The organism is Roseburia sp. TF10-5, from assembly GCF_003462365.1.
Taxonomy (GTDB): Bacteria; Bacillota; Clostridia; order Lachnospirales; family Lachnospiraceae; genus Roseburia; species Roseburia faecis.
This window is the reverse complement of record NZ_QTYW01000004.1, coordinates 91,630-116,642: the sequence shown is the minus strand read 5'-3', so window position 1 is coordinate 116,642 and position 25,013 is coordinate 91,630. Positions and strand designations below refer to the sequence as shown.

Genomic DNA, 25,013 nt, shown 5'->3' with positions numbered 1-25,013 from the left:
AAGCCTTTTTAACCAGCATCCATTATACCAGATTTCCGATTCTTTTCGCCCAGAATGCAACACCATCACTGCGCAGTCCGCACAACAGAATTGTTTCACACTTCCGCTGTGCATCCCAGCCACAATAAACCCGCACCTCCTCCGTATAAGGTCCATATGTAATCATGCCCCTGTGATCTGCAGTATACTCCCATTTTCCCTGAACAGAACAGTTCTCATAATATCCATCCGGTGCAAGTTTCATTGGCACAGAACAGGTAATTCCCTGCGGCAGTGCCGGCGCAAGCGTGATCCGCTCATAAAAACCGCATATCTGTTCTTTCGTTACCGGCTTTATCCCGTCTCCTGTATCTGTCTTCGCAAGGGGCTGTGCTGCCACAAACGGCCACCCATCCTCACTCCAGAAAATTTCACGTATCTGCATCTCAGACGGTTCTTCCTGTTGTGTAAAGTTTTTCCTGCGGATATGACATACAAGATACCACCGTCCGTTTACATCATGTAACACTGAATTATGCCCGGGACCCATATATGCCTGCCCTTCATTCCATTGATATCCACACATGGCGAGTAATCCTGTGCTGTTATCCTCATCCTCATCTGCAATCAGATCCTTTCCGTGGAAATCAATAAATGGTCCACAGATACTCCGGCTTCTTCCCACCCGGATATTGTAATCGGATTTTAAAGATCCGTAGGAAACAAACAGATAATAATAATTATTCTGCGCATTGTATACCATATACGGGCCTTCCATACTGCCGCTCTGCCACTTCGGGCGTCGTGCAATGCATACCCCGATTCCCTCTTCTTCAGCAAAACCTGTAGTCCTGTTCAGTTTTAATACATGGCAGCCACCCCAGAAAGAGCCATAAAGCATATACTGCTCCCCTGTTTTTGCATCCTCGATAATATTTGCATCAATTGCATTGGTAACACTCTGCGGAAATTTTTCTGTTGTTTTAAGCACACACCCTTTGGGTTCGAACGGACCTTCCGGTCGGTCTGCCACTGCCAGAAAAATACAGGACTGGCGTACACCCCAGCTGGAATTGGAGCAATACAGACGATATTCTTTTCCCACCTTTACGATATCCGGTGCCCAGATATCTTCACTGCCGGTCCATTCCACCGACTCCTGCGGCGGACGTTCCACAACTTTTCCGATTTCCTGCCAGTGCACCAGATCTTTTGATTTCTGGCATATAGCACCTGTACTGTATGTATAATAATTTCCACTAACCTCATCATAAAATATTGCCGGATCGTGTATCATGCGTCTCTCCTTCTTGTTCCCATTTTTCATAGGGACAGTTCTGTCCTTTTACCGCAGCACGAAGCTGCACATAGCATCCGCAGGCACGGCACATATGCTCCCCATACCATGTGCATTTCCCACAACATGCCAGACGCCTTGCATACGTCACATCTTCTGCCTGTTCTTCCGGCGTAAGCTGTGCAAGGTACCGCAAAAGATATTCCTCCAGACCGCTCCCGTATTGTTTTGCCAGTTCGCATTTTCTGCAATACCGTTCTGATTCTTCCATATGATCCTGTCCATTTTGCATTATTGCAGGCGCAGTTCCACCACACTGCATGGTGGAAGCATGATTTTTATCCCATCTGCACACTTTTTATATGCGGTAAACACTTCTTCTTTTACAAGTTCCGGCGCATCAAACGTATTATGTGCGTGCATCTCTGCCGAGACAACCTTTGCTTCCTTCACAGAATATATGTGTTCATCTCCGGCGATCACAATCTCTATTTCTTTTTCCTCATCCGCAGAAAGATTGTTTAATGTAACCGTAATGATATGCTCCGCATCCTCAGATACAGATTCCGTCACCTCCGGAACTTTCCATTCTCCTATACCGGTTTCGCCCACTCCTGTCAGTGTACTGTTCAAAAGCGTTGCACCCTGATGATGCCGGTACATATGGAATACATGATACGTCGGCGTCTTAATCATCTTTGGTCCTTCTGTGAGAATGACAGACTGCAATACATTTACCATCTGTGCAAGATTTGCCATCTTCACGCGATCGCAGTGCTTATTAAAGATATTCAGGGTGATCCCTGCAACCAGCGCATCCCTTACCGTGTTCTGCTGATATAAAAAGCCCGGATTGGTTCCCGGTTCAACTGTAAACCAACAGCCCCACTCATCCACGATCATTCCGATTTTTTTATCCGGATCGTACTGATCCATAATCTTTCCGTGGCGTTCCACAAGAGTTTCCATATAAAGTGCTTTTTTTAATGTCTTATACCACACTTCTTCATCAAAATCCGTTGCACTTCCCTTGATTTCCCAGCCTTCCGGATGCACATAATAATGCAGGGAAAGCCCATCCATAAATCCATGAAATTCAGGAACGGTGTGATCATGGGTTGTCTCTAATACCTTTCTTGTCCAGTCGTAATCATCCACATTTGCTCCGCCACAGATCTTTTGGATCGGTTTCTGCGGATCATAATTGCGCACATAGGTCTGATATCTGCGGTACTCATCTGCATAATACTGTGGCCGCATATTTCCCCCACATCCCCAGTTTTCATTTCCAACACCAAAATAATCAATGGTCCACGGCTCCTCATGTCCATTTTTTTTGCGCAGATCTGCCATCGGAGACACCCCGTTAAATGTCATATATTCAACCCATTCCGACATCTCCTGCACGGTTCCGCTTCCAAGATTTCCGTTAATGTAAGTTTTACATCCAAGCTGACGGCAAAGTTCAAAGAACTCATGCGTTCCGAAACTGTTGTCTTCTACCACACCACCCCAATGGGTATTAACCATTTTCTTCCGGTTCTCTTTCGGTCCGATTCCGTCTTTCCAGTGATATTCATCCGCAAAACATCCACCCGGCCAGCGCAATACCGGAATCTTAATCTCTTTGAGTGCTTCCACCACATCTGTACGCATCCCATTGACATTCGGGATTTCAGAGTTCTCACCCACATAGAGTCCTTCATAGATGCATCTGCCCAGATGCTCCGAGAAATGCCCGTAGATCTCCGGTGCAATGGTACCTTCTTTTTTATTTTTGTTGATCATTAACTTTGCCATATCTCTTTACTCCTTTTGGATATATTGTACGCCCCAGAGAGTTTCCTCGTTGTCTCCTGCAGCCGAAAAACAAAACACCGGATTTTCCGCTTCATCGGTCATTTCCATTAATACCCCTTTATAAACGACACCGTCCAGTGTAATGGTAATGTAATCTGTGCCTTCCTTTACCTCATATGTACCGCTTTTTTCTCCACCGGTTACTTTTCCATCCGCAAACGTATATGCCTCCGCTTCGCGAATCTTACTGCTGATATCTGTTCCATGGTTTACTACATAAAATGTACCGGATACATCCGATTTTTTGTACCCCTTTTCCGAGAGAGTTTCTCCCATTGTGGCAAATGGTGCTGCAACAAACCACCCATCCTCATTTGTGTACATCTGATGTACACGCGGTTCATGATACTCTGTGCCATCGTCAAACCGCTGATGATATGTAATGTAATATTTCCCGTCATCATCCTGAAATGTGGACTGACCGCCCGGTGCCATATAGGTATAATTTAAACTCGGGAATGTATAATTCCCCATCATTTTTAAACCATAATTGAAATGATCGTCCTGATCTTCCAGTGTATTTCCTGCCACATCCACATATGGTCCCGTTGGCTTTTCACTGCGAAACTGCCGAATCTGATACCCACCATCACTCTGCAGGTCTCCATAAGAAACAAACAGATAATAATAGCCGTTTTCTGCGTCATACTGGATATATGGACCCTCAGCAGAGTGATGTCCACCACCAATCAGCCGATATCCATAATACGGATCGGCATCCTTGTCATCCACCGGATAAATCGGGTATCCAGTGGTGGGATCAATCTCCAGCAGAAAGATACCACCTGACCATGAGCCGTAATTCATCCACATCCGCCCGTCTGCATCGGTAAAAATCGCCGGATCAATACAGTTTGGCCACTCCTTATTGTTGTATCCACCATATTCCAGATATCTGGAAATATCTGCATTTTTCCCGAGTACATCGTACAAATTCGTTTCGCTGATATTGCTTTTTCCATATCCGGAATATAAAATCGTATCCACATAAGTATACGGTCCCTCTATATTGTCTGCAGTTGCAAAACAGAGAGTCGATTTCACATAAGAAGATGTCGTACAGAAATACATGACATATTTCTTCATTGTCTCATTGTAAATTACATTTGATGCCCAGACAGAATACCCATTATCTGTGTTCTTTCCGACAAAATCAAAGGCAGCGTACGGCTCTGTCAGCAAATTGTCAAACAGTGTATTTGCTGCATCAACACCATTTGCAAAATAATTCCATTTACGCAGGTCCTGACACTTTGCCCCTACCATATGACTGCCGAACATATAATATGTATCGCCTTCCCTGATGATCTGCGGATCGTGACAGGATGCTGCAACCGTAAATCCGCCTTTTTTTATCTCATCTGCCGCAGCCTCCTTCCCAACGGAAGAACCGCCGGAGGCACAACCGGATGCAAGGCATGCCAGAAGCCCTGCAACGGTCAACACACGAACCATTTTTTTCTTAATCATACGCAAACACCGGCTTTCCGTTTTCATCCCATTGAACCTGCATTAGATGTGCATGACGGTTTGGATTATAGAGAGGATTTCCCTCTATCTCTGTTTCTGTGCGTGCATGGTATACCATGATATCATTTCCGTCTTCATCTTTGGTAAAAGAATTATGTCCCGGTCCGTAAATTCCTTTTTCATAACTGCTTTGTAATACCGGATGACGCTCCTTTCTCCAATTTAACGGATCCAGCAGATCCGTTCCGCTGGTTGCAGTAAGCATACCGACACAATAGGCAACCCCTGTGTCACTCGCCGAATATGTCAGGTACAGTTTATCCCCGTGATGAATCACTGCCGGTCCCTCATTTACCCAGAATCCCACACGTTCCCAATCATAATCCGGTGTTGTAAGAAGCACCTGCACCGTTGCCAGCTTGCACGGAGACTCCATTTTTGCAATATAAAGATTGGAAATCTGCTTGCCTACTCCAACCTTTTCTGCCCACACGTAGTAATAATCTCCGGCATCCTCAAATACGGTTGCGTCCAGAGAGAATGCTTCAAACGAGAATTCATCCCCATCTGCACGCTGCATTTTGCCTTTTTCCACCCATGCATCTGCCAATGGGTCCTGCCCCTGACATTCCAGCACATATGGACGGATTTTCCAGATATCCTCTTCTTCACCACCGGCAAAATAGATGTACCATTTTCCTTCCAGATAGTGCAGTTCCGGTGCCCAGATATGCTTGCTCATCGGACCACTCTCATGCTTTTTCCAAATGATCACTTCCTCTGCCTGTGGAAGATCTGCCAGTTTTTTTGCCCGGCGCAGTACAATGCTGTCATATGCCGGAACCGATGCCGTAAAATAATACCAGCCATCCTTTTCATACACATACGGATCTGCTCTCTGCAGAATCCAGGGTTCATTAAATTTCAGTCTCTTATCCATATGTTTTCTCCACTATATTTTATAATTTTATAAATTATTTTATTTATATTTAAAATTATATAGAGGATGAACATAAAATGCAACTATTTTAGATTTCTTTAAACAATTTTAGTTATGTTGAACAATATTGTGCATTTGTTTTTGTGGAAAAACCTGTATTTGACATTTCTCATTTTATGTAATATTATTTATTAGGTTTCTAACAATTAGAATACTAACAAAGGAGACTTTTTATTTTTATGAAAGAATCACTTCATTATCTTCTGATGTCCGACCATTTCCTGTTTCAGAAGAAAATGGGCGTGTGATATAAAAAACGGGAGGCTTTTGCCTCCCGTCATGTGTTTTTCTATAAAACAGCCTGCAAAACCAGCGATATAATCACAATCACCGCACATACCACACCGCTTATCCGCATCTTTCTGCTGACATCTTTTTTCTCACTTATCCGTTTGAGCCATCCCGTTGTATACAGTATGTTTGCAATAAGCGTGCCAAGCGTCCACGCATACAGATCCCGCTTCACACTTTCCCAAAACGGAGACACTGCCAGTCCACCTGCGTCCATGACCATTGCAATCAGTATTGTGATCACACCGGTAATCCCTATGATCCGTACCCGTTTTAAGAGCCTTGCGTTGTTTGTCTCTGTATAATCCGTTACTTTGATTACGGTTTCCTTTAATTCCTCATTCATCTGCTCGCTTTTCCTTTCTCCATCAATGATTTCCCGGATATCAACTTCATAAAAATCTGCAAGTTCCAACAGCATGCTGATATCGGGCATATTGCTTCCCGTCTCCCAGCGTGACACCGTGCGGCTTGTGATCTGAAATTTTTCCGCAAGCTGCTCCTGCGTCAGCTTCTTTTCATTGCGCAGTTGTTTTAAAAAATAACCTGTCTTTTTCTGATCCATAATGAAATCTCCTCTTGCTTTCCATCCATGTAAATCTGCTCCTCCTTTCACAGATTACAATACCTGTTTTTTCCGGCAAAAACCACGACATAAAGCGAGAACTGCCGTATTTTCTGCACCGGACATGAAATGTCTGCCCGGAAATCCCGTTTAATTACAAATCATACCTATCTCTTCTTTTTGCTGCCTCGTTATAAACCTGTTCATCCGTTCTGGCAGAAACAACAATAATTTTCATAACTTTGCCCACTCTCTCAACCTTATAGACAACCCGTATCCCCAAATCTCTGAACTTTATCTTCATAAGATTGGTAAGGTTTGTTCCACTTTTATTACCCAATGGTTTCCCATATCCACCTTCCCTCACTGACAACGGATTCTGGCTGACTTTTTTAATTCCATTTAACACCTGTATCTGAGCTGAATGGTCAAGTTTTTTCATATCCTTTTCCGCTTCCTCTAAAAACTCAATACTCCATATCATTCGATATCTGCATCCTCCGCTTCCAAAAGTTCTGCTTCACCGATGCCCAAATGTTTCATCACTGAATCATATGAAACAGTCTCTTTATTCCCGTTATCATCCAAACGTTTATTTGCTTCCAACAAAAGAAAATAATCTTCCTCAATCTCCGTTAATCTTGTATACTCTTCGGGTGACAGAATAATTGCAGAAGGCTGGTTATTTTTTAAAACAATCAGTTCTTTTTCGGAACGAAGTCTATCAAATATCTTTGCAGCCTGCCCTTTGTTAAATTGTGAAATTGGAACAAGACTCTGTAAAAAATCAGATGCAATTGCCATAACAGACACCTCCATTGTTTAATTTCACTTATATTATATGCAGGAACAAGCCAAGAATCAATATAAAAATTGTATTATTTTCTTTATAATTTTCATTATTATTTATTGTTCTTATTTCATGTTCACAGGACTATACACGGTATATGTATACATTCCATCCTCATTTTTCACAATAGAATCTCCATTGGGCGGTTCACTTTTTCTTGCCCTGTGACACAAATTTGCATATACTTATTTTATCAAATAACATCAGGAGAAACCCATGATCTATTTAAAAAATCCCCTGTGCCTTGGCATGGAAGAATCAGAATATAAAGAAATGCTCGCTCTGGGCGGTATGCGCCAGAAACATTTTGAAAAAAATCAAGTGATTTTGTCTGCCGGATGCACCACGCACGAGATCGGGCTGGTGCTGTCCGGAAGCGTTAATATTGAAAATCTCGACCTGTGGGGCAGCAAAAGCATTTTGAGCAACATCGGTGCCGGACAGGTTTTCGGGGAAACTTATGCATTTTCCCGCGAAACACTGATGGTCGATGCGGTTGCTGCCCAGCAGACCGATATTCTATTCTGGAATCTGGATATTCTCGTCCACACGCCGCATCCCGCAAGCACCTGGCAGCCAAAATTTATCCGGAATCTGCTACAGATCTCCCTGCGCAAAAATCTCGCGCTCTCCCAGCGGATTTTCTGTACAACCCCGAAAACGATCCGCGGGCGGCTGCTTGTCTATCTGTCAAACCAGGCGGCAAAAGCCGGCAGCAATCATTTTAAGATTCCGTTTGACCGACAGGGGCTGGCGGACTATCTGAATGTCGACCGCAGTGCGCTTTCCAAAGAGCTTGGCAAAATGCGGGACGAAGGAATTCTGACCACCCGGAAAAATGCGTTTACCCTGTACTGATTGTCTCATGAGCCGCTCCTTTATGTTTCATTTTCAAAGGCCTTTCACTAATAATACAAACGAAAAATCGGAAAGGTTACAAAAAAAGGAACCCTGTCCGGATATCTTTCCGGACAGGATTCCTTTTTATTATGTTCTCCTACTCTGCCAGCTTAAACCTGCCAACCAGATTTTTCAGTCCTTCCGACTGTGCGGAAAGCTCCTGGCTTGTTGCAGAAGTCTCTTCCGCAGCTGCGGAGTTGCTCTGTACGACACTGGAAATCTGCTCGATTCCCTGCTCGATCTGCTTTAACATATCTGCCTGCTCAGTAGAACTCTCGCTGGCGCCCTTTGCCGCATTCGCAAAATCATTCATGGATTCAAGAATCTTATTTAATGCAGCAACCGTCTTTTCTGTAATCTGGTTTCCGTTTTCAATTTCCTGCAGAGATTTTTCAATCAGATCGCGAGTATTGACTGCCGCCTGTGCACTATCACCCGCCAGTTTTCCGATCTGATCTGCCACAACCGCAAAACCTTTTCCGGCTTCCCCGGCACGTGCTGCCTCAATGGAAGCATTCAGGGACAACAGGTTGGTCTGACTTGCAATCTCCTCGATGGAACCGATGATGTTTTGGATTTCCTGTGAGGTACTGCTGATCCGCTCCATGGCATTGGTCAATGCCTGTAATTCTTCTCTGCTTTGATCTGCCTGTTCTACGGCAGTGCGTACCATCTGGTAAGCCCCGGAAGCGCTCTCTGCGCTGGATTCTGCAATTCCGCTGACACTCTCTACCGTTGCTGTCAGTTCTTCTATTGCACCTGCCTGATCGGTGGCACCTTCTGCCAAAGCCTGTGCCCCGCCTGCCAGCTGCCCGGAACCGGATGCCACCTGCTCAGATGCTTCATTAATCTGTGTCAGGGTATCACTCAGTTCATGTTTTAATTTGCTTATGGACTCATACTGCTGTCTGAAATTACCAATATAAATCTGTGCATTATTACTGGATACATTGAAATTTCCTTCTGCCATTTCTCCCAGAAGATAACTGGTATCCTGCACAATCACCTCCAGAGTTTTGCATGCCTGCCGGAAATTACCGGCAAGTTTTCCGAGTTCGTCTGGAGATTCATAATTTATTTCCACATCAAGCTGTCCTGCTTTCAGTTTCTCAGCTGCACCTTCCAGTTCCTGAATTGGCTTTAGCATAATTCCGGTAATGGTGGTCCGGATGACAGTGGAGAAAGCCACTGCTCCTGTTCCTATGAGAATCATCAGAATAATGCTCACAATTCCCGTTACCCTGGCAGATGTATACTGACTCTTTGCCTCTGCGGATGCCACTTTTCCGATATCAACCAATATATCCTGAAGTTTCTCTGTTGCATCATTATAATCGGAATTAAACAGTGCCAGAGCTTCGTCATTTTTATTCTGCTGCGCCAGTTCCATGAGCGCTACCCGCTGTTTTTTCAGTTCTTCTATCGCATCTTTTAATTCCGCAACTTCCTTTTTATCATGAAAAGACTTCTCCAGTGTGGTAACATTTTTTCCAACCTGATCTGCATACTGCTGTGCCGAATTAAGATAACTCTGTGTGGAAGCTGTATCATCGGTTGTCATCGACCACAAAATATATTTTCCCACAAGCTGTATATCTTTACGGATTTCCATCTGCAATGTGCTGTTAGCATATGCTTGCTTGTAAAACTTATAAGTATCCACATTCATCATTACAATGGAAACAAGCGAAACAACCATAGCAACAGCAAACGTTACAATGACTGTAGTAAATGCATACTTCAACTTCATTCCTACCTTCAGTTTTCGGTAAAACTCTTCCATTTTTTTTCGTCCTTCCATTTTCTCTGTTCCTTTCTTTATTCCGCTTTAAAACACTATTTTTATCATACGCCTTTTTTCCTCCCACTGCAATGTTTCTGTCGAAAATATGCGAATTTTATCTTTTTCCACACTCAGAACTCCCCCCCTGGTTTGTCCCCTTTGCATTCCAATAAAATGATGGTACAATGATGACATAGCACAAAACATCTGTTTTACATATATTGTTGGAAATGGAAATGAAATGGAAAAAGCACAGATTCGAATAATCCGAAGCAAAAGAAAAACCGTTGCACTGGAAATCCGTCCGGATTTATCGGTTCTGGTAAGGGCACCTTACTGGATGGCAGACTGGCAGATCCGTAAATTTGTCGATGAAAAATCAGACTGGCTGTATGCCCATCTCCGGGAAATGGAACAAAAACAAAAATTGGAAGCTGCACGCCCGAAAGCCGCACCTTTAAATCCCGGGGAATTGCAGGTGCTTGCAGATGAAGCACTGCGCGTAATTCCGGAACGGGTACAGTTTTATGCCCCGGTTGTCGGCGTGACCTATGGCAGGATCACCATACGAAACCAGCGTACACGCTGGGGAAGCTGCAGTGCAAAGGGCAATCTTAACTTTAACTGCCTGCTGATGAAAGCACCGCCGGAAGTGCTGGATTACGTGGTTGTCCATGAGCTGTGCCACCGGCTGGAGATGAACCATTCACCACGCTTCTGGGCACAGGTGGAGCGTGTGCTTCCAGACTATAAGGTTTCCCGCAAATGGTTACGGGAACATGGCAATGAGCTTATGGATTTAAACCCATAAGAAGGAGATACCGGTATTCCTGCATCTCCTTCCTGCTTTCATGTTATTTTTTACATGTAATATCGTTCTGTTCTCAATTACTTTCTATTGTATAAGTCCCCTCTTCAAAATTTACATGCAATTCGGCATATGCCCCGTCATATTCCCAGCGGATTTCCAGAGAACTCTCCTCTCCGGAGATTGTCACCTCTGCACCTTCCGAAAATGCCTTATGGGTATTCCTCATACGGATTAGCGCAAGCTGTTTTTGAACCACATCTTTTTTCAGTCCTTCCGCGATCTGATCAACGGAAAGATTTGTCCGGTTGATTTCCTTATGTCCGGATTCCCCCGCACGCTGCACCGCTTCATGGTCATTTTTTCCGGCAAACAGATCCAGATACCAGATCTGCGGTTTGCCCGGCATAAACATCTGAATTGCCCGCGCCAGAAGCATCTTCTGATCCGATTCCCCAAGTGCACTGTAATATGTGGCATTTACCTGATAATACAGATTCTTTTGTCCATGTAAATTTTTGACCATGCCCCCACGGGATACAATCCGGTCAATTAACGACTGGATCTCCTCTTTTGGAAGCAGTCCCTTTAAATCCAGAAGCGGGATGCCGTCGTGACAGCCGAGCATGTTGACCGTGGAGATCTTCTTTTCCACAATTTCCTTCGCCCATGCCGCAAGGTATGTTCCGCGCCTGTTCTCAATCGCATCAATGACCAGTCCCGGCAGGAAAAAGTCGTAGGTCGCATAGCCTTTTTCTGCAAGCGTCTGGTATATTTTTTCGTCATACGCTGCGTGGATCTCCGGCAAAAGCGTAAGTCCCAAAGGTTCTGCCAGCGCATGAATCTTCTGTAAAAGTTCCCATGTCTCCGGATCATTGAGGAAGTTTTTCTTTCCCGGTGTCTTCGGCGCATAGGCAAAGGCATCCAGCCGCACGATCGCCGCTCCGTAAGAAGCTATTTTCTCCAGTGTTTCACGATAAAACTCCCACACCTTTGGCGACTGGATGTTTACATCCATCTGTCCGAGATAGTGTCTGCCATGCACTTCCTGATAAAAGGTATTCCAGTACGGCACCTTTTTTCCATCCGGAAATTCCACCATCAGGATCGGCAGCCCGGGTTTGCGGAAAAACATCTGCTTCAGGCAGCTTTCCTCCGGCTGGATATAGCCTTCCTCCGTCATGGTTCCATGCCCTTCCCAGAAGCGGTTCCAGTCGATGAAGAAATCGCGGTACGCAGAAGCCTCCCCTTTTTCCACAAGATCCTGAAACTGTGGGGACTGTGCGGAAGCATGGTTTAAAATAAAATCCAGTTTCAAGTCAATCCCCATATTCTTTAACTGGTCAAGGTCTTCCCGGTTGGCAAGCTGCTCATTCAGGTCATAGTCGATCACGGAAAATCCCCGGTCGAGATCGGAATGATACAGGCTCGGCAGAATGTAAAAAGAAGAAAATACATCCTGCATTGCCTCAGTTTTTAGCAATGTTACAATATCTCCCAGATTTCCTCCAAGACTGTCGGGATATGCATTGAGCATCGGTTTATGGTTCATAAACTCTTCCGTCCTTTCCCACGATTAATCCTGCATTTTTGCGCTGCACTTCAAGTTTTTCCTGTTCCAGTTCTACCACGCGGCAGATAAACGGGCTTGCGGCATTCTCATCGCGGTTTCTGCGGATACGCCGCTCCCTGGTCTCCTCTGGGGAACTTTCCAGAAAGACGGGCAGATCCACACCATGTAAATCGTCACTGCCTCCGTGTGTCCACTCCAGAAGTAATACGGATATTCCGGAAAAATCGGTTTCTTCCGATGAAATCTCGCCATCTTCCCGTCCCATATGCCGCAATGTGATCGTATCTTTTCCCTCATGAAATGCCGCAAGCACTTCATTGATCCGGTCGAAGTCAATCTCTTTCTTTGTTCCGAGATATCCACGCAGTCCATCTTCCCCCGTTTCTTTATACACACGCATCCGTTCTTCATCATTGCGTTTTGGAATCCGGTGTGGATAATCATCGCCCGAGAGCAGATAACAACCAGTTCCGTCATTTAAAAAGTACTGCTGCAATGCCGTTGCGAGTGTTGTTTTTCCGGAACCGGAACCACCGTAAAGGCTGATGACCACTCGATTTTTGGCATTCCTGTCACACCATTTCTGCACTTTTTCATATAATGTTCCAGCCTCTTTCAGCTCTGTAAGAGAAAACTGATATGCCTCATATTCTCCGGTAAACGGCGGAAGCGGAATTCCCGCATGCATCAGTGCTGCACCGGAATACTGCCTGCCGCTCTGTTCTTCCAGATACACGGCATCCGGTTTTAACCCACGCAGGCGGACATAAACGGTCGCCTGATTTGCCTCTGCCATAAGACGCACTACGCTTACCAGTGCATGATCCTGTTGCTCTGAGACGGACATCCATGCCGCAATTTCATCCGTAAACGGATCCGACAGCCGCCAGTACGTTCCCTCGTTAATGAGCGTTTCATACTTCTTGTACGTTTTGATCTGCTCCCGGATCTGCTGTTTTTCCTCATCCGATAAAAGCGCCGGGTTTAATTCGTAACCGAAAGTTCCCGCCATCGCCGTCACCCCACGGGTATGGAAACTTGTCACCCGTCCGGTCTGGTGATTTGGCACCGCCGAAACATGCGCCCCCATCGCGGAAACCGGATAGAAAAACGAAGTTCCGTACTGGATTCTTGTGCGGTTGATCGCATCGGTATTGTCGCTGCACCAGATCTGTGGGGAATAATAAAGCATTCCTGCGTCAAACCTGCCGCCGCCACCGCTGCATCCCTCCAGCAGAAGATCCGGATAGCGGCTGCACAAACGCTCCATGAAATCATAGACACCAAGCACATAATCATAGGAAAGATTTCCGGCATAAACATCTGCCATGCTGCGGTTCATATCCCACTTGACATAATCAATTTTTCCCTGATCGAGCACGGCACAGATCTGGTCAAATACACAGTCGCGCACTTCTTTTCTGGAAAAATCAAGCAGTAGCTGGTTTCTCGAGCGCACCGGCTTTTTCCCGGGAATCCGGATTGCCCAATCCGGATGCGCCCGGTACAGATCACTGTCTTCATTGACCATCTCCGGCTCAATCCAGATGCCAAATTTCACGCCCTGCTCATGCACACGGGTAATAAGATCTGCCAGACTGCCCCCCAGTTTCTTTTCGTTGACCTGCCAGTCCCCAAGGGAAGAATTGTCATCATTTCTTTTCCCGAACCAACCGTCATCCATCACTACCATATCAATTCCAAGGGAAGCGGCTTCTTTTGCCAGATCCACAATCGTATCTCCCGTAAAATCGAAATAGGCTGCCTCCCAGCTGTTGATCAGCACCGGACGCTGCATATGGACATATTTGCTGCGGCATACATGGTTGCGGATGCAGTTATGATACTGCTGCGACAATGCAGACAATCCATCTGCCGAATAGGATAAAATGACTTCCGGCACCGTAAAGGTTTCTCCAGCCGCGAGCGGGTAGGAAAACAGTTCTTCATTTAATCCAAGAAGCAGGCGCGTCTGGTTGAACTGGTCTTTTTCCGCCTCACAGGAGAAATTGCCGCTGTATACAAACAGCATGCCATAGCAGCTGCCTGCCGTCTCTGTTGTCCCTTTTTCTGCCAGAATCACTGCCGGATTATACTGATGGCTGGATGTTCCCCTGCGGCTGCCAAACGCAATCGTTCCATGTCCCAGCGGGGTGCGCTCCAGATTGCGCTCCATGGCATGCTTTCCATAAAACCGCAGGACATCAAAATCTCCCTGTACAAAATCCAGACAGGCTGCCGCTGCCTTTTCGATCGTAATCTGTCCGGTTCCCGTATTTTTAATCCGGACACTCCTTGTAATGATATCGGTTTCTTCTAAAACGCCATACAGCAGATGCACTTCAACCTGTGCGTTTTCATCTGCAAGGACTATTTCCAGTGTCTGTGCTTCGTTTTCATCTGCCCAGACAGCCGGAAGTCCCTGTAACTGATACTTGCCGCTTCGGATCTCATAGCTCTTAAAAAGCAGATCTGCACTTTCCACCCCTTTTTCATTTTTGATATTCAGTGCAATATTGCGGTAATCTCCAGTGCCAAGGGACGGATACTCCTGTGGCAGCGCATCCAGCGAATAGGTGCGGTCCATGCCCGCTGCATAAGGATTTCCGGAAAATCCGCGGTCTGCATAGGTTAAGACATAATCCATGGAACTGTTTGTTTTTTCCCCATAGTACAGATGCAGCAGATATCCCAGTGGGTCGACCTGCATCTGATAGGTTGTATGCGCCGTATGCAGGGTAAATATTTTTTTATTTGGATTGTATATAATTGCCATAGAAGCCACCTCGTTTTATTTTTTATCCTTTGACTGCACCGTTTGCCACACCATTCAAAATCTGTTTCTGACAGATCATATAAAAGATCAGGATCGGGATCAGTGCCAGAATATAGGAGGCAAACGCCAGATTGTAATTGGTTCCAAACTGTGTCTGGAAGTTAAGCTGTGCAAGCGGCAGCGTATTCTGTCCGGTTCCGGACATGATCACAAGCGGTGTCATAACATCGTTCCATGTTCCAAGGGCTGTCAGAATCGCAACCGTCGCATGCATCGGTTTCATCATCGGGAATACCACTCTCCAGTAAGTCGTCCAGGTACTTGCCCCATCAATATCTGCTGCTTCTTCGAGTGCTTCCGGAATATTTTTTAAATATCCACTGTAAAGCAGGACATTCATTGGCATGTAAAATACCAGATACAACACGATGACACCGGCACGGTTTCCAAGTCCCATGTGTGCCGTCTGTTTTACCAGAGGCATCATTAAGATGGAAAATGGAACAAACATACCACTGACAATATACAGATAGATAAAACGGAAACTTTTTCTTCTTGCCATGCCCCGCCCGATCACATAGCCTGCAATCGAGTGGATCAGAATTGCCAGTACGATCGTTACCAGAGTGATCAGTAAACTGTTTCCAAGAGAACGCCAGAAATCGGTCACTTCCATTGCCTGACGGAAGTTTTCAAAACTCCATTGTTTCGGGAAAGAAAGTGCACCCGCCACATCGTTTGTCATCTCACTTGGTTTCTTAAACGCAATGATCGCTGCCATATACAGTGGAAAAAATACGGTAACCGTCCCCAAAATCAGAACAATCGTAAGTATCCGGTTTGTTTTCTGTTTTTCTTTCATCATAACTGCTCCTCCTTCTTATTCATGACTGTCATCTGGAAAAGTGAAATTGCCACAATCACAATAAAGAAAATAACTGCATTTGCACTCTGGAATCCAAACTGTCCGCCATCCATACCATTTTTATAAATCAGGTAAGAGATCGATTCGGTGCTCTGTGCCGGACCTCCCTTGGTCAAAGACATGATCTGGTCGAATACCATGAGAAAATTCTTTGTGCTCAATACCAGATTGATTGTTACAAACGGCATAACCAGTGGAAATGTTACTTTCCAGAACTGTTTCCATTTACTTGCTCCATCAAGCATACTCGCCTCGTAAACTTCCTCCGGGACGGTCTGCAGACCGGAAATATAAATAATGGTATTCATGGCAACTGCCTGCCATACACCAACAATCAGCACACCAATCCACGCGTATTTTTCACTTGCAAGAATACTGTTCTGTAAAAATCCAATATGGAACACATTTCCCACAGTTGGAAGAATGTAAGTAAAAATAAAACTAAAAATATAGCCGATGACAAGTCCTCCTAAAATATTCGGTACAAAGTAAATACCGCGCAGTGCACTTTTAAAACGGATTGCACTGTTTAATCCAACTGCCATGATCAGACTCAGCACATTTACCAGTATCGTTCCTGCCAGTGCATATTTAAACGTAAACAAATAGCTTTTTCCCACGCGGGAATCCGTAAACAGATCTGCATAGTTCCGGAATCCGACATAATCGTAAGTTCCATATCCTTTATAATTGGTAAAACTGTAAATCACACCTTTGATCATTGGAAGTGTATTGAATGCAAAAAATAAGATCACAACCGGTATGACAACCGCCCAGAATGTTTTGTCCCTGTTTGACATTTTCTTTTTCATTGTGCATCCTCCTGTTCTTTCTGATAATCCTGTACTTTCCGAATCAGATCCCGGTTGTAGCGTTTCCAGCCGGAATCAAATTTTTTCAAAAACTTTTCCTGTGCATTGTCGCTTGTATCCAGCAGGAACGTCTGGATCATGGCATCCACACTCATCTCACTCGGATAATGGTGATCCTGATAATCTGCCATGCGGTTATTTTCAATGTAAGGACGCATATCCTTGAGTGTTTCCGGAATTGCAAAATCCCCATCCTTGCAGGCAATTCCGCCCTGATCATCCAGATAAATCTGAATGGTTTCATCGTCATACAGATATTTTAAAACTTCATATGCTGCTTCTTTGTTTTTGCATGCTTTCATCACAGAAAACTGTAAATCAATTCCTGAATTTAATACATTGTCTGATTCCTCATCATTTGCAGGAAATGTAAAAGAGCCGATATTCATGTCCGGGTTGACCGATTTGATCTGCGGGATCGCATAGCTTCCGATCGGATACATGGCAGATTCCCCGCGGGCAAATGCTGTACATGCATCGTTATAACCGTATGCATACGGATTTTTTTCGGCGTAATCCAAAAGCGCACGCATCTTTTCTGCTACCGGTCCATACGTATCGGAAAATGTGGTATTTCCCATATTTACCTGATTGCAGGTATCCGAATCGGTAAGTCCGACTGCCAGCGCATTCCACGGAGCCAGACAGGTCCAGGTATCTTTAAAGCCCAGATACAGCGGAAGTGTTCCGCTTTGCTTTATTTCATCACACAGTGTGGTAAATTCCTGCCAGGTGGTCGGAACTTTCCAGCCATTTTCCTCAAACAGATCTTTGTTATATAAAATTCCTGCCGCGTTTGCCACATATGGAAGTGCATACGTGCCATCCTTTGGAATAAACTCCAGTTCCTTATCCATATCCAGATATGCCTGTTTTACGGTCTGGACTTCATCCAGATCGGAAATATCTTCAAACAGGTCTGCATCTAAAAAATTGGAGTAGTTGATATCTCCTCCGATTGCGATGATATCCGGATAATCCTCCCGGATAAAACGTGTCTTTAAAATGGTCATTGCTTCATTTGGAGATGAAATCGTCAAATGAATGTCATCATGTGTTTCATTGAACTGCTTTTCAATTTTTTCAAATGCCTTAACTGCTTCTGGTTTGTAGGAAACCACTTCAATCTCCGTTTTTCCATCCGCCCTTTTTTCGCTTCCGCATCCAGCAAGTCCTGTCATACACATACCAAGTGCAAGCACAGCCGCAAGACCACGGAAAATATTCCTTTTTGCCATATTCCTCTCTCCTTTTCTTAAATATATCCGCTTGCCTTTTTGATAATCTGATTATAACATACCTTTATGCGTCCTTAAATACCCATATTTTTTTAATTTTATACCTAAATGCAATATTTTGTGCTATAATAGATACTAATATCGCATTTTGGTATATACGGAGTGTTTTATGAGTAATACATTTTTTAATATTTTTCCAAATGAAAATTTTATTGATCTGTGCATGTATCAGTTTGGATACGAACAGTGTGATCCCGGTCATTCTTTCGGACCTGCAACACGCAACCACTATCTGTTTCACTATGTTCTTTCCGGAACCGGAACGCTTATGGCAGACAATGCAAAAGGGGATACACAGACCTATTCCGTAAAAAGCGGACAGGGATTTATGATTTTCCCGGGGCAGATCAATACTTACATTGCCGATGAACAGCTTCCATGGGAATATATGTGGATCGAATTTGACGGCTTACGTGTAAAAGAGGCTTTAAGTGTCACAGATTTGTGCAAAGACGCGCCCGTTTATCATTCCCATTCCAAAGAATTACGGGAAAAACTTGCCGATGAAATGCTTTATATCGTCAATCATCCGCAGGAATCCTCCTTCCATCTGATCGGGCATCTGTATCTGTTTTTGGATTATCTGCTGCAGTCGGCAAAATCAGCAACGCTGATCTCCAGTGGGCGCATGAGTGACTATTATATAAAAGAAGCGATCAATTATATGGAACAGAATTTTCAGAATACTATTTCGATTGAAGATATCGCTGCGGTATGTGGCATCAACCGGAGTTATTTCGGAAAAATCTTCCGCAACTCGACCGGTCGCTCCCCACAGGAATTTCTTATGAACTACCGCATGGTAAAGGCTACGGAATTATTAAAGCTGACTTCCTTATCCATTGCAGATGTCGGCTCTGCTGTCGGATACGAAAATCAGCTTCATTTTTCCCGTGCATTTAAAAATATTTATGGTGTTTCTCCGCGGGAATGGAGAAAACAGAACAAATAGCTTATGCTTCCTGCTTCTTTGCAGTAAACAGTTTCTTCAGACAGCTGAATGCAACCAGCACACCGAGAACCATCAGAAGAATAGCCACGATAAACTGCAGACCGTCTACCAGGAAAGTTGCCTGACCACCGGCAATATTGGAAACCAGTGCAATGGTCTTCTGGATCAGTGCGGTAAACGTAACTGCCAGCATAACAAACATCGGTATGTAAAGTGTCCAGCCGGTTCTTCCAGTTGTCTTTAAGAATACCGCAAGTGCAATCAGTACAAGTGCTGCAAGCAGCTGGTTCGCAGAACCAAACAGTGGCCAGATATTATTGTATCCGCCAAGAGTCAGTAAATAACCAAAGAATAAGGTAATAATTGTTGCAAAATATTTATTAGTCAGAACTTTCTGCCAGCCCGGCATCTTGGAAGTGTCAGTAGTATCCCCGTAAAACAGCTCCTGAAACGACATACGTCCGATCCGTGCAACAGAATCGAGAGAGGTCAGTGCCAGTGCAGATACACACATCGTCATAAATACGGTAGCAACCTGTACCGGAATACCGAATTTTTCGAAAAATCCTGCAACACCAGCAGAGAAAATAGAAAACGGAGTACCCTCCGGCTTTGTTCCGTTTACGGCAACCGCACCAACAACAACCAGTGCAATGACTCCGAGCAGTGACTCTACCACCATGGCACCATAACCGACCATCGGCATATCTTTCTCATTACTGATGGTCTTTGATGATGTTCCGGAAGAAACCAGACTGTGGAATCCGGATACCGCACCACAGGCAATCGTTACAAATAAGGTAGGGAACAGATAACTGCCATCTACATTAAATCCGCTAAATGCATTCAGCTTCATAGTCGGATGCTCTGCAATGACACCGACAACCGCACCAATGATCATGCCCAGCAGCATGAAAGTGGTCATGTAATCACGCGGCTCCATGAGCAGCCACATCGGCATGACAGAGGCAAGGAACAGATATGCCATAACAATATAGATCCAGGTACTCTTTGTCGCATACATTGGAAGTTTCATACCAATGATAAACATGACAACCAACAGGGCAATGGCAACCACTGCGCGAACCCACTCTTTCATTTTCCCGACCTTTTTCTGAATCAGGCCAAAGATGATGGCAACAACGATAAACAACATGGAAATGGATGCTGCTGCGGAATTCGCATAGCCTGTTGCCTTTGTCATCCCTTCCACACCTTTTCCGACAAACGTTCCGGCAACCATATCGGTAAAAGCTGCCATAACCAGAAGTGTAAACAGCCAGCAGAACAGCATAAATAATTTCCGGCCGGTTCTTCCGATGTATTTCTCGATGATCATTCCCATCGATTTTCCTTCATTTTTAACGGAAGCATACAGTGCTCCAAAATCCTGCACGGCTCCAAAAAACAGACCTCCGATCAGCAGCCATAACAATACCGGCACCCAGCCGAATACGGATGCCAGGATCGGTCCGGTGACAGGTCCCGCACCTGCAATGGAAGAAAACTGATGGGCAAACACTGTCAGTTTGGAGGAAGGAACATAATCCTGTCCATCTTCATGCGTATAAGCCGGAGTTTTTGCTTTCGGATCCAGCCCCCATTTGCTGGCAAGCCAGCGTCCGTATAACAGATAGCCGGCACCAAGTACTACAATTGCAATTAATACGATAACTAAACCATTCATTGTTTTTTCGCCATTTGGCGACTCCCTTCTTAATATTTGCAAAGAGAATGGAACAGGAATAAAAAACCTCCGTCACTATATACCTCTTATCAGTATATAAAGACGAAGGCTTATGTTATGCTTCCGCGTTACCACTTTATTTGCCGTATGAAACGACCACTCACTCTCATCTCAACAGACTCCCCTCTGCAGAAATAAGGTTCCTGATAACGGTAGAATACCGGTGAAGCTTACTGTCCTGACGGAATTCAGCCCACAGCTCACAGAGGATGGTCACCATATCTGTCTGTTGTCTCGCACCGCCCGACAACTCTCTGGAAAAAAGTATATTGTGATCGTATTCTGTTCTATGCATTTGCTCTATGACTCTTCGTTAACAAAAAACATAGCACTTGATTCGACAATTGTCAATACACCTTTCAACTATTTTCTCTTTTTTCTTGCAAGAACGACACTTTGGATCACCAGGAACAGACAAAGCATTGCTGCAATTGTGATGCCTGTCCACCATGCCTGATCCAGTCCGGCGGAGGAAACAATATTCTGAATCGTACTGAGGGAGAGTACACCGAAGAATGTTCCAATGATGTTTCCGACACCGCCGGTCAGGAGTGTTCCACCAATAATGGATGATGCAATCGCGTTCATTTCCATTCCGCTTGCATGTGTTGCCGCACCGGAACCGACATGCAGGAAATATACATAGCCTGCAATACCGGCGAGCAGCCCACTCAGCAGATGCGCAAGAAAACGTGTCTTTTTAACGTTAATTCCAAGCATAAGAGCACTCTGGCGGTTACCTCCAACCGCATAAAACGAACGGCCAAGCTTCGTCCAACGAAGCATGACAAACATAATCACAACGATCAGGATTGCCACAATCACACCGATTTCCACATATGCATTCACATATTTGCCAATACGGTTGACAGATCCCATTCCCGGAACAATTACACGGGTATCTTTCAATTTCACAAATGCCTCATTTTGTACATTGAACGGATCTGTATGTACGATAGAAGTCATACCTCTTGCAAAGAACATACCTGCAAGTGTTACGATAAATGGCTGAATATCCAGATACGCTACCAAAAATCCCTGTACCAGCCCAAATCCAAGACCAATGGCAAGTGCAATCAGGAGAGATACAAACACATTTCCGCCCTTGAAATCCAGATATACCGCGCAGCACATACTTACAAGTGCAACGACACCGCCGACTGAAATATCAATGCTTCCGGTAATCATAACCAGACTAAGTCCGCATGCTGTAATGATCAATGCGCCATTGGCGTTTAAAATATTAAAAAATGTCTGTGGTTTTAAAAATCCGCCGCCCTCAAAAATCATCGCGCCGATATACATCAGGAAAAATACAACGATGGTGATTGTCAAAAGCAGGTTGGCATCGGAAAGTGATACCTTTTTTAAGGATTTTGATTTCATATTAGCCTACCTCCTTTGCATTTCTTACTTTCATCTTCTGTGAAAAAGATGCAAATTTTTCCCGTACCACCGGAGCACTGATGACAACTAGGATAATAACAACAATTGCCTTATAAGCAGAGATTGCTTCGGATTTTACGTTGAACTTATACAGTGTTGTAGTTAAAAACTGAATGACATATGCACCCAGAATAGATGCCGGCAGATTAAATTTGCCACCGCTTAATGAATTTCCTCCAAGTGCTACTGCAAGGATCGCATCCATCTCAATATCTTTTGCAATAACAGAATAGTTAATTGTGGAAATACGACTTACTTTGATCAGTGCTGCCACTGCCACACAAAGTCCTAAAATAACAAAGCTCAAAAACTTGATAAATGCCGGATTTAATCCGTTTAATCGTGAAGAACTCTCATTAATACCGACTGCCTGCGTATACAAACCAAGGCTTGTAAATTTCATAACCAGTCCCATAACGATCATACATGCTACCGCAATAAAAAACGGAGTCGGAATTGGAATTCCCGGAATAAAACCACCAAAGTATCCAAACGACGGATCGCTGATTACCGGAAGTTCGTTATTGTTGATCCATGCTGCAATGGAACGCCCTGCAGTATAAAGAATCAGGGTTGCTACCATCGGCTGAATCTTAAATCCGGCAACAAGAATACCATTAAATGCACCAAAGAGCATAGCTACCACGCAGCTTACGAGAAAGGCTACAATGATTGGAGCCTGCAGATGATCCGGACGGGAATTTGTGCCGCAAAGTACACGAAGGATAACCGAACCGGCAATCGCGATACCTGCACCAACAGAAATATCCTGTCCTCCGGAAGCTGCTGTAACTAACGTCATACCGATTGCCAGAATGGCAAGTTCTGAGCCGTAGTCCAAAATTGTGATCAGATAACCGGATAATACATGATTTCCGGCGCTGTTTACGTCCAGTGTTATTTTATAGAACGATGGATCGGCGATCAGATTAAATACCGCCAGCAGCACCAGGGCCACGATCGGAATCAGAATCTGCTTTCCGCTGAACATATCCATAAAGTTCTTTTTTTGTAATGTTCTTGTTTTAGCCATTCTTTTTTTCACCTCCGGCAATGGTATCCATAATCTTGCTCTGCGTTAAGTCTTCACCTGAGATTTCGCCTACTTTCCTGCGATCGCGCATAACGATCAGACGGGAGCAGGTACGCAGCATTTCATCTGTTTCCGAAGAAATAAAGGTCACACTCATACCCTCGGATGCAAGCTTTAACACCAGCTTTTGAATTTCAATTTTTGTTCCGATATCAATGCCTCGCGTTGGCTCATCCAGGATCAGATATTCCGGATGTGTCAGAAGCCAGCGGGCAAGAATTACTTTCTGCTGATTTCCACCGGAGAGAGATTTAATCGGTGTATCCGCCGATGCCGTCTTGATTTCCAGCAGCTTGATATATTCGTCCGCAAATTTGTTTGCCTGCGCTTTGCTGAACGGACGGAAGAAACCGCGCAGCACCTGTGCTGCAAGAATGATATTATCGCGGACGGAGAGGTCTCCAACGATACCATCCACCTTTCGGTCTTCCGGCAGATAAGCAATTCCGTTTTTCATAGCATCTATAGGTTTTGTAATTTTGATTTCTTTTCCGTTCTTTTTGATCTTTCCACCAATGATACGGTCCGCACCAAAAATTGCACGCACACACTCACTTCGTCCAGATCCCAGCAGACCGGTAAATCCATTGACTTCTCCTTTTCTTATATAGAAATCAAATGGTTTGATGCCTGCGTTACTCTGTAACTGTTCCACTTCAAATACCGGTGGAACATTTTCATCCGCATGATATACCTGCGTCTCATCTTTGATCTGCGCCTCATCGTCCAGCTCTTTGCCCAGCATCTTTGCTACAAGCTGCACACGTGGAAGTTTTTCAATCTCGTATTCTCCCACCAGTTTGCCGTCCCGCAGCACGGTGATACGGTCACATACCTCATATACCTGATCCAGAAAGTGTGTAACAAAGATGATTCCTACACCTCTGGCTCTTAAGTCTTTCATTAACCCAAACAGCTTCTGCACTTCTTTATCGTCAAGAGAAGACGTCGGCTCGTCAAGGATAAGCACCTTACAATCCATGTCTACAGCCCTGGCAATGGCTACCATCTGCTGGATTGCAATGGAACAGTTTGCCAGCTGCTGTGTTGCTTTTGCCGGAATATCGAGTGATTGCAGAATTCTGTCTGCATCGGCGTTCATTTTTTTCCAGTTCTGCATTCTTCCTTTTGTTCGTCCGATAAACATGTTTTCTGCTACCGACAGATTCGGGCAAAGCGTAATTTCCTGATACACGGTACTGATTCCAAGATTCTGTGCATCCTGCGGCGAATGAATTGCCACTGCTTTGTCGTTTCCTTTGAGGAAAATTTCTCCCTCATCTTTTTCATATACGCCGGTCAGCACCTTAATCAATGTAGATTTTCCCGCGCCGTTTTCACCCATCAGCGCGTGAATTTCTCCTTCACGCAGGGAGAAATCAACCGCCTGCAATGCCTTTACCCCTGTAAAGTTTTTGTGGATATTTTTCATTTGTAATACAACATTTTCTTTCACCAGCTTATTCACCCCTTGCTTTTTTGGTTAGAAAACGCGGCGCTGCGTTTTCCTCATACGCGGCGCCGCGCC

Annotated in this window: 21 protein-coding genes and 1 other annotated feature; of the genes, 3 read left to right on the top strand and 18 right to left on the bottom strand. The window is 44.6% G+C overall.

Annotation, left to right across the window (positions count from 1 at the left end; genetic code table 11):
- Positions 1-22 precede the first annotated feature (22 nt).
- From DXD06_RS05765 to DXD06_RS05730, 8 genes are all read right to left on the bottom strand, one after another.
- Positions 23-1,276: an arabinan endo-1,5-alpha-L-arabinosidase gene (locus DXD06_RS05765; RefSeq protein WP_158569489.1), complete on the bottom strand. Its 1,254-nt coding sequence runs from the start codon at positions 1,274-1,276 to the stop codon at positions 23-25.
- Complete coding sequence (locus DXD06_RS05760; protein WP_147343610.1) at positions 1,248-1,547, bottom strand: DUF6171 family protein; 300 nt, start codon at positions 1,545-1,547, stop codon at positions 1,248-1,250. Before DXD06_RS05760 ends, DXD06_RS05765 begins: the two co-directional genes overlap by 29 nt.
- Positions 1,548-1,567: 20 nt before the next feature.
- Entirely contained in the window at positions 1,568-3,076 is a 1,509-nt protein-coding gene (locus DXD06_RS05755) for an alpha-N-arabinofuranosidase (RefSeq protein ID WP_055260860.1), read from the bottom strand.
- 6 nt (positions 3,077-3,082) lie between these two features.
- Positions 3,083-4,606: a glycoside hydrolase family 43 protein gene (locus DXD06_RS05750; RefSeq protein ID WP_158569488.1), complete on the bottom strand. Its 1,524-nt coding sequence runs from the start codon at positions 4,604-4,606 to the stop codon at positions 3,083-3,085.
- Positions 4,599-5,546 carry a glycoside hydrolase family 43 protein gene (locus DXD06_RS05745; protein WP_117830983.1) on the bottom strand — a complete coding sequence of 316 codons (948 nt, stop codon included), beginning with the start codon at positions 5,544-5,546 and terminating at the stop codon, positions 4,599-4,601. The genes DXD06_RS05750 and DXD06_RS05745 overlap by 8 nt, the downstream gene beginning before the upstream one ends.
- A 349-nt stretch (positions 5,547-5,895) precedes the next feature.
- Positions 5,896-6,462 (bottom strand): helix-turn-helix domain-containing protein, encoded by a 567-nt coding sequence (locus DXD06_RS05740; protein ID WP_117830982.1) that lies wholly within the window; start codon positions 6,460-6,462, stop codon positions 5,896-5,898.
- A 154-nt stretch (positions 6,463-6,616) separates the two neighbouring features.
- Positions 6,617-6,904, bottom strand: coding sequence for a type II toxin-antitoxin system RelE family toxin (locus DXD06_RS05735; protein ID WP_330418155.1), 288 nt, complete (start codon positions 6,902-6,904; stop codon positions 6,617-6,619).
- A 38-nt stretch (positions 6,905-6,942) separates the two neighbouring features.
- Positions 6,943-7,266 carry a type II toxin-antitoxin system Phd/YefM family antitoxin gene (locus DXD06_RS05730; RefSeq protein ID WP_117830980.1) on the bottom strand — a complete coding sequence of 108 codons (324 nt, stop codon included), beginning with the start codon at positions 7,264-7,266 and terminating at the stop codon, positions 6,943-6,945.
- Between the two features lie 262 nt (positions 7,267-7,528).
- Here DXD06_RS05730 and DXD06_RS05725 point away from each other — a divergent pair, with 262 nt between their 5' ends.
- Positions 7,529-8,170, top strand: a complete 642-nt coding sequence (locus DXD06_RS05725) for a Crp/Fnr family transcriptional regulator (RefSeq protein WP_117830979.1) — start codon at positions 7,529-7,531, stop codon at positions 8,168-8,170.
- Between the two features lie 139 nt (positions 8,171-8,309).
- On the opposite strand, the gene DXD06_RS05720 is transcribed toward DXD06_RS05725, so the two are convergent.
- Positions 8,310-10,013, bottom strand: a complete 1,704-nt coding sequence (locus DXD06_RS05720; RefSeq protein WP_117830978.1) for a methyl-accepting chemotaxis protein — start codon at positions 10,011-10,013, stop codon at positions 8,310-8,312.
- A gap of 223 nt (positions 10,014-10,236) precedes the next feature.
- On the opposite strand from DXD06_RS05720, the gene DXD06_RS05715 reads away from it, so the two are divergent.
- Positions 10,237-10,806, top strand: coding sequence for a M48 family metallopeptidase (locus tag DXD06_RS05715; RefSeq protein WP_117830977.1), 570 nt, complete (start codon positions 10,237-10,239; stop codon positions 10,804-10,806).
- A gap of 73 nt (positions 10,807-10,879) precedes the next feature.
- On the opposite strand, the gene gtfA is transcribed toward DXD06_RS05715, so the two are convergent.
- From gtfA to DXD06_RS05690, 5 genes are read right to left on the bottom strand one after another with little or no spacing between them, the layout of a single operon-like run.
- Complete coding sequence (gene gtfA / locus DXD06_RS05710; protein WP_117830976.1) at positions 10,880-12,355, bottom strand: sucrose phosphorylase; 1,476 nt, start codon at positions 12,353-12,355, stop codon at positions 10,880-10,882.
- Positions 12,345-15,152, bottom strand: coding sequence for an alpha-galactosidase (locus DXD06_RS05705; protein ID WP_117830975.1), 2,808 nt, complete (start codon positions 15,150-15,152; stop codon positions 12,345-12,347). The genes gtfA and DXD06_RS05705 overlap by 11 nt, the downstream gene beginning before the upstream one ends.
- Positions 15,153-15,174: 22 nt before the next feature.
- Positions 15,175-16,017, bottom strand: coding sequence for a carbohydrate ABC transporter permease (locus DXD06_RS05700; RefSeq protein WP_022046748.1), 843 nt, complete (start codon positions 16,015-16,017; stop codon positions 15,175-15,177).
- The gene (locus DXD06_RS05695) at positions 16,014-16,889 is read right to left on the bottom strand and encodes a carbohydrate ABC transporter permease (RefSeq protein WP_117830974.1); all 876 of its coding nucleotides are present in this window, start codon (positions 16,887-16,889) and stop codon (positions 16,014-16,016) included. Before DXD06_RS05695 ends, DXD06_RS05700 begins: the two co-directional genes overlap by 4 nt.
- Positions 16,886-18,187, bottom strand: coding sequence for an ABC transporter substrate-binding protein (locus tag DXD06_RS05690; protein WP_117830973.1), 1,302 nt, complete (start codon positions 18,185-18,187; stop codon positions 16,886-16,888). The genes DXD06_RS05695 and DXD06_RS05690 overlap by 4 nt, the downstream gene beginning before the upstream one ends.
- Positions 18,188-18,356: 169 nt before the next feature.
- Between DXD06_RS05690 and DXD06_RS05685 the strand changes: the two genes are divergently transcribed.
- The gene (locus DXD06_RS05685; RefSeq protein ID WP_055066823.1) at positions 18,357-19,199 is read left to right on the top strand and encodes an AraC family transcriptional regulator; all 843 of its coding nucleotides are present in this window, start codon (positions 18,357-18,359) and stop codon (positions 19,197-19,199) included.
- Between the two features lies 1 nt (position 19,200).
- On the opposite strand, the gene DXD06_RS05680 is transcribed toward DXD06_RS05685, so the two are convergent.
- The 4 genes from DXD06_RS05680 to DXD06_RS05660 all read right to left on the bottom strand — a co-directional run bounded on the left by DXD06_RS05680 (position 19,201) and on the right by DXD06_RS05660 (position 24,917).
- A complete protein-coding gene (locus tag DXD06_RS05680) occupies positions 19,201-20,886 on the bottom strand; it encodes a carbon starvation CstA family protein (RefSeq protein ID WP_117830972.1) in 1,686 nt (561 codons plus the stop codon).
- A 95-nt stretch (positions 20,887-20,981) separates the two neighbouring features.
- Positions 20,982-21,245: a binding site (T-box leader), on the bottom strand.
- A gap of 64 nt (positions 21,246-21,309) precedes the next feature.
- Positions 21,310-22,332, bottom strand: a complete 1,023-nt coding sequence (locus tag DXD06_RS05670; protein WP_022044786.1) for an ABC transporter permease subunit — start codon at positions 22,330-22,332, stop codon at positions 21,310-21,312.
- 1 nt (position 22,333) lies between these two features.
- Entirely contained in the window at positions 22,334-23,425 is a 1,092-nt protein-coding gene (locus DXD06_RS05665) for an ABC transporter permease (RefSeq protein WP_117830970.1), read from the bottom strand.
- Positions 23,418-24,917, bottom strand: a complete 1,500-nt coding sequence (locus DXD06_RS05660; protein ID WP_022044788.1) for a sugar ABC transporter ATP-binding protein — start codon at positions 24,915-24,917, stop codon at positions 23,418-23,420. The genes DXD06_RS05665 and DXD06_RS05660 overlap by 8 nt, the downstream gene beginning before the upstream one ends.
- Positions 24,918-25,013: the final 96 nt, after the last annotated feature.

Coding starts and splice junctions, on each gene's coding strand:
- DXD06_RS05765 (WP_158569489.1), bottom strand. CDS start 1,276: ATGATACACGATCCGGCAATATTTTATGATGAGGTTAGTGGAAATTAT.
- DXD06_RS05760 (WP_147343610.1), bottom strand. CDS start 1,547: ATGGAAGAATCAGAACGGTATTGCAGAAAATGCGAACTGGCAAAACAA.
- DXD06_RS05755 (WP_055260860.1), bottom strand. CDS start 3,076: ATGGCAAAGTTAATGATCAACAAAAATAAAAAAGAAGGTACCATTGCA.
- DXD06_RS05750 (WP_158569488.1), bottom strand. CDS start 4,606: ATGATTAAGAAAAAAATGGTTCGTGTGTTGACCGTTGCAGGGCTTCTG.
- DXD06_RS05745 (WP_117830983.1), bottom strand. CDS start 5,546: ATGGATAAGAGACTGAAATTTAATGAACCCTGGATTCTGCAGAGAGCA.
- DXD06_RS05740 (WP_117830982.1), bottom strand. CDS start 6,462: ATGGATCAGAAAAAGACAGGTTATTTTTTAAAACAACTGCGCAATGAA.
- DXD06_RS05735 (WP_330418155.1), bottom strand. CDS start 6,904: ATGAAAAAACTTGACCATTCAGCTCAGATACAGGTGTTAAATGGAATT.
- DXD06_RS05730 (WP_117830980.1), bottom strand. CDS start 7,266: ATGGCAATTGCATCTGATTTTTTACAGAGTCTTGTTCCAATTTCACAA.
- DXD06_RS05725 (WP_117830979.1), top strand. CDS start 7,529: ATGATCTATTTAAAAAATCCCCTGTGCCTTGGCATGGAAGAATCAGAA.
- DXD06_RS05720 (WP_117830978.1), bottom strand. CDS start 10,013: ATGGAAGGACGAAAAAAAATGGAAGAGTTTTACCGAAAACTGAAGGTA.
- DXD06_RS05715 (WP_117830977.1), top strand. CDS start 10,237: ATGGAAAAAGCACAGATTCGAATAATCCGAAGCAAAAGAAAAACCGTT.
- gtfA (WP_117830976.1), bottom strand. CDS start 12,355: ATGAACCATAAACCGATGCTCAATGCATATCCCGACAGTCTTGGAGGA.
- DXD06_RS05705 (WP_117830975.1), bottom strand. CDS start 15,152: ATGGCAATTATATACAATCCAAATAAAAAAATATTTACCCTGCATACG.
- DXD06_RS05700 (WP_022046748.1), bottom strand. CDS start 16,017: ATGATGAAAGAAAAACAGAAAACAAACCGGATACTTACGATTGTTCTG.
- DXD06_RS05695 (WP_117830974.1), bottom strand. CDS start 16,889: ATGAAAAAGAAAATGTCAAACAGGGACAAAACATTCTGGGCGGTTGTC.
- DXD06_RS05690 (WP_117830973.1), bottom strand. CDS start 18,187: ATGGCAAAAAGGAATATTTTCCGTGGTCTTGCGGCTGTGCTTGCACTT.
- DXD06_RS05685 (WP_055066823.1), top strand. CDS start 18,357: ATGAGTAATACATTTTTTAATATTTTTCCAAATGAAAATTTTATTGAT.
- DXD06_RS05680 (WP_117830972.1), bottom strand. CDS start 20,886: ATGAATGGTTTAGTTATCGTATTAATTGCAATTGTAGTACTTGGTGCC.
- DXD06_RS05670 (WP_022044786.1), bottom strand. CDS start 22,332: ATGAAATCAAAATCCTTAAAAAAGGTATCACTTTCCGATGCCAACCTG.
- DXD06_RS05665 (WP_117830970.1), bottom strand. CDS start 23,425: ATGGCTAAAACAAGAACATTACAAAAAAAGAACTTTATGGATATGTTC.
- DXD06_RS05660 (WP_022044788.1), bottom strand. CDS start 24,917: ATGAAAAATATCCACAAAAACTTTACAGGGGTAAAGGCATTGCAGGCG.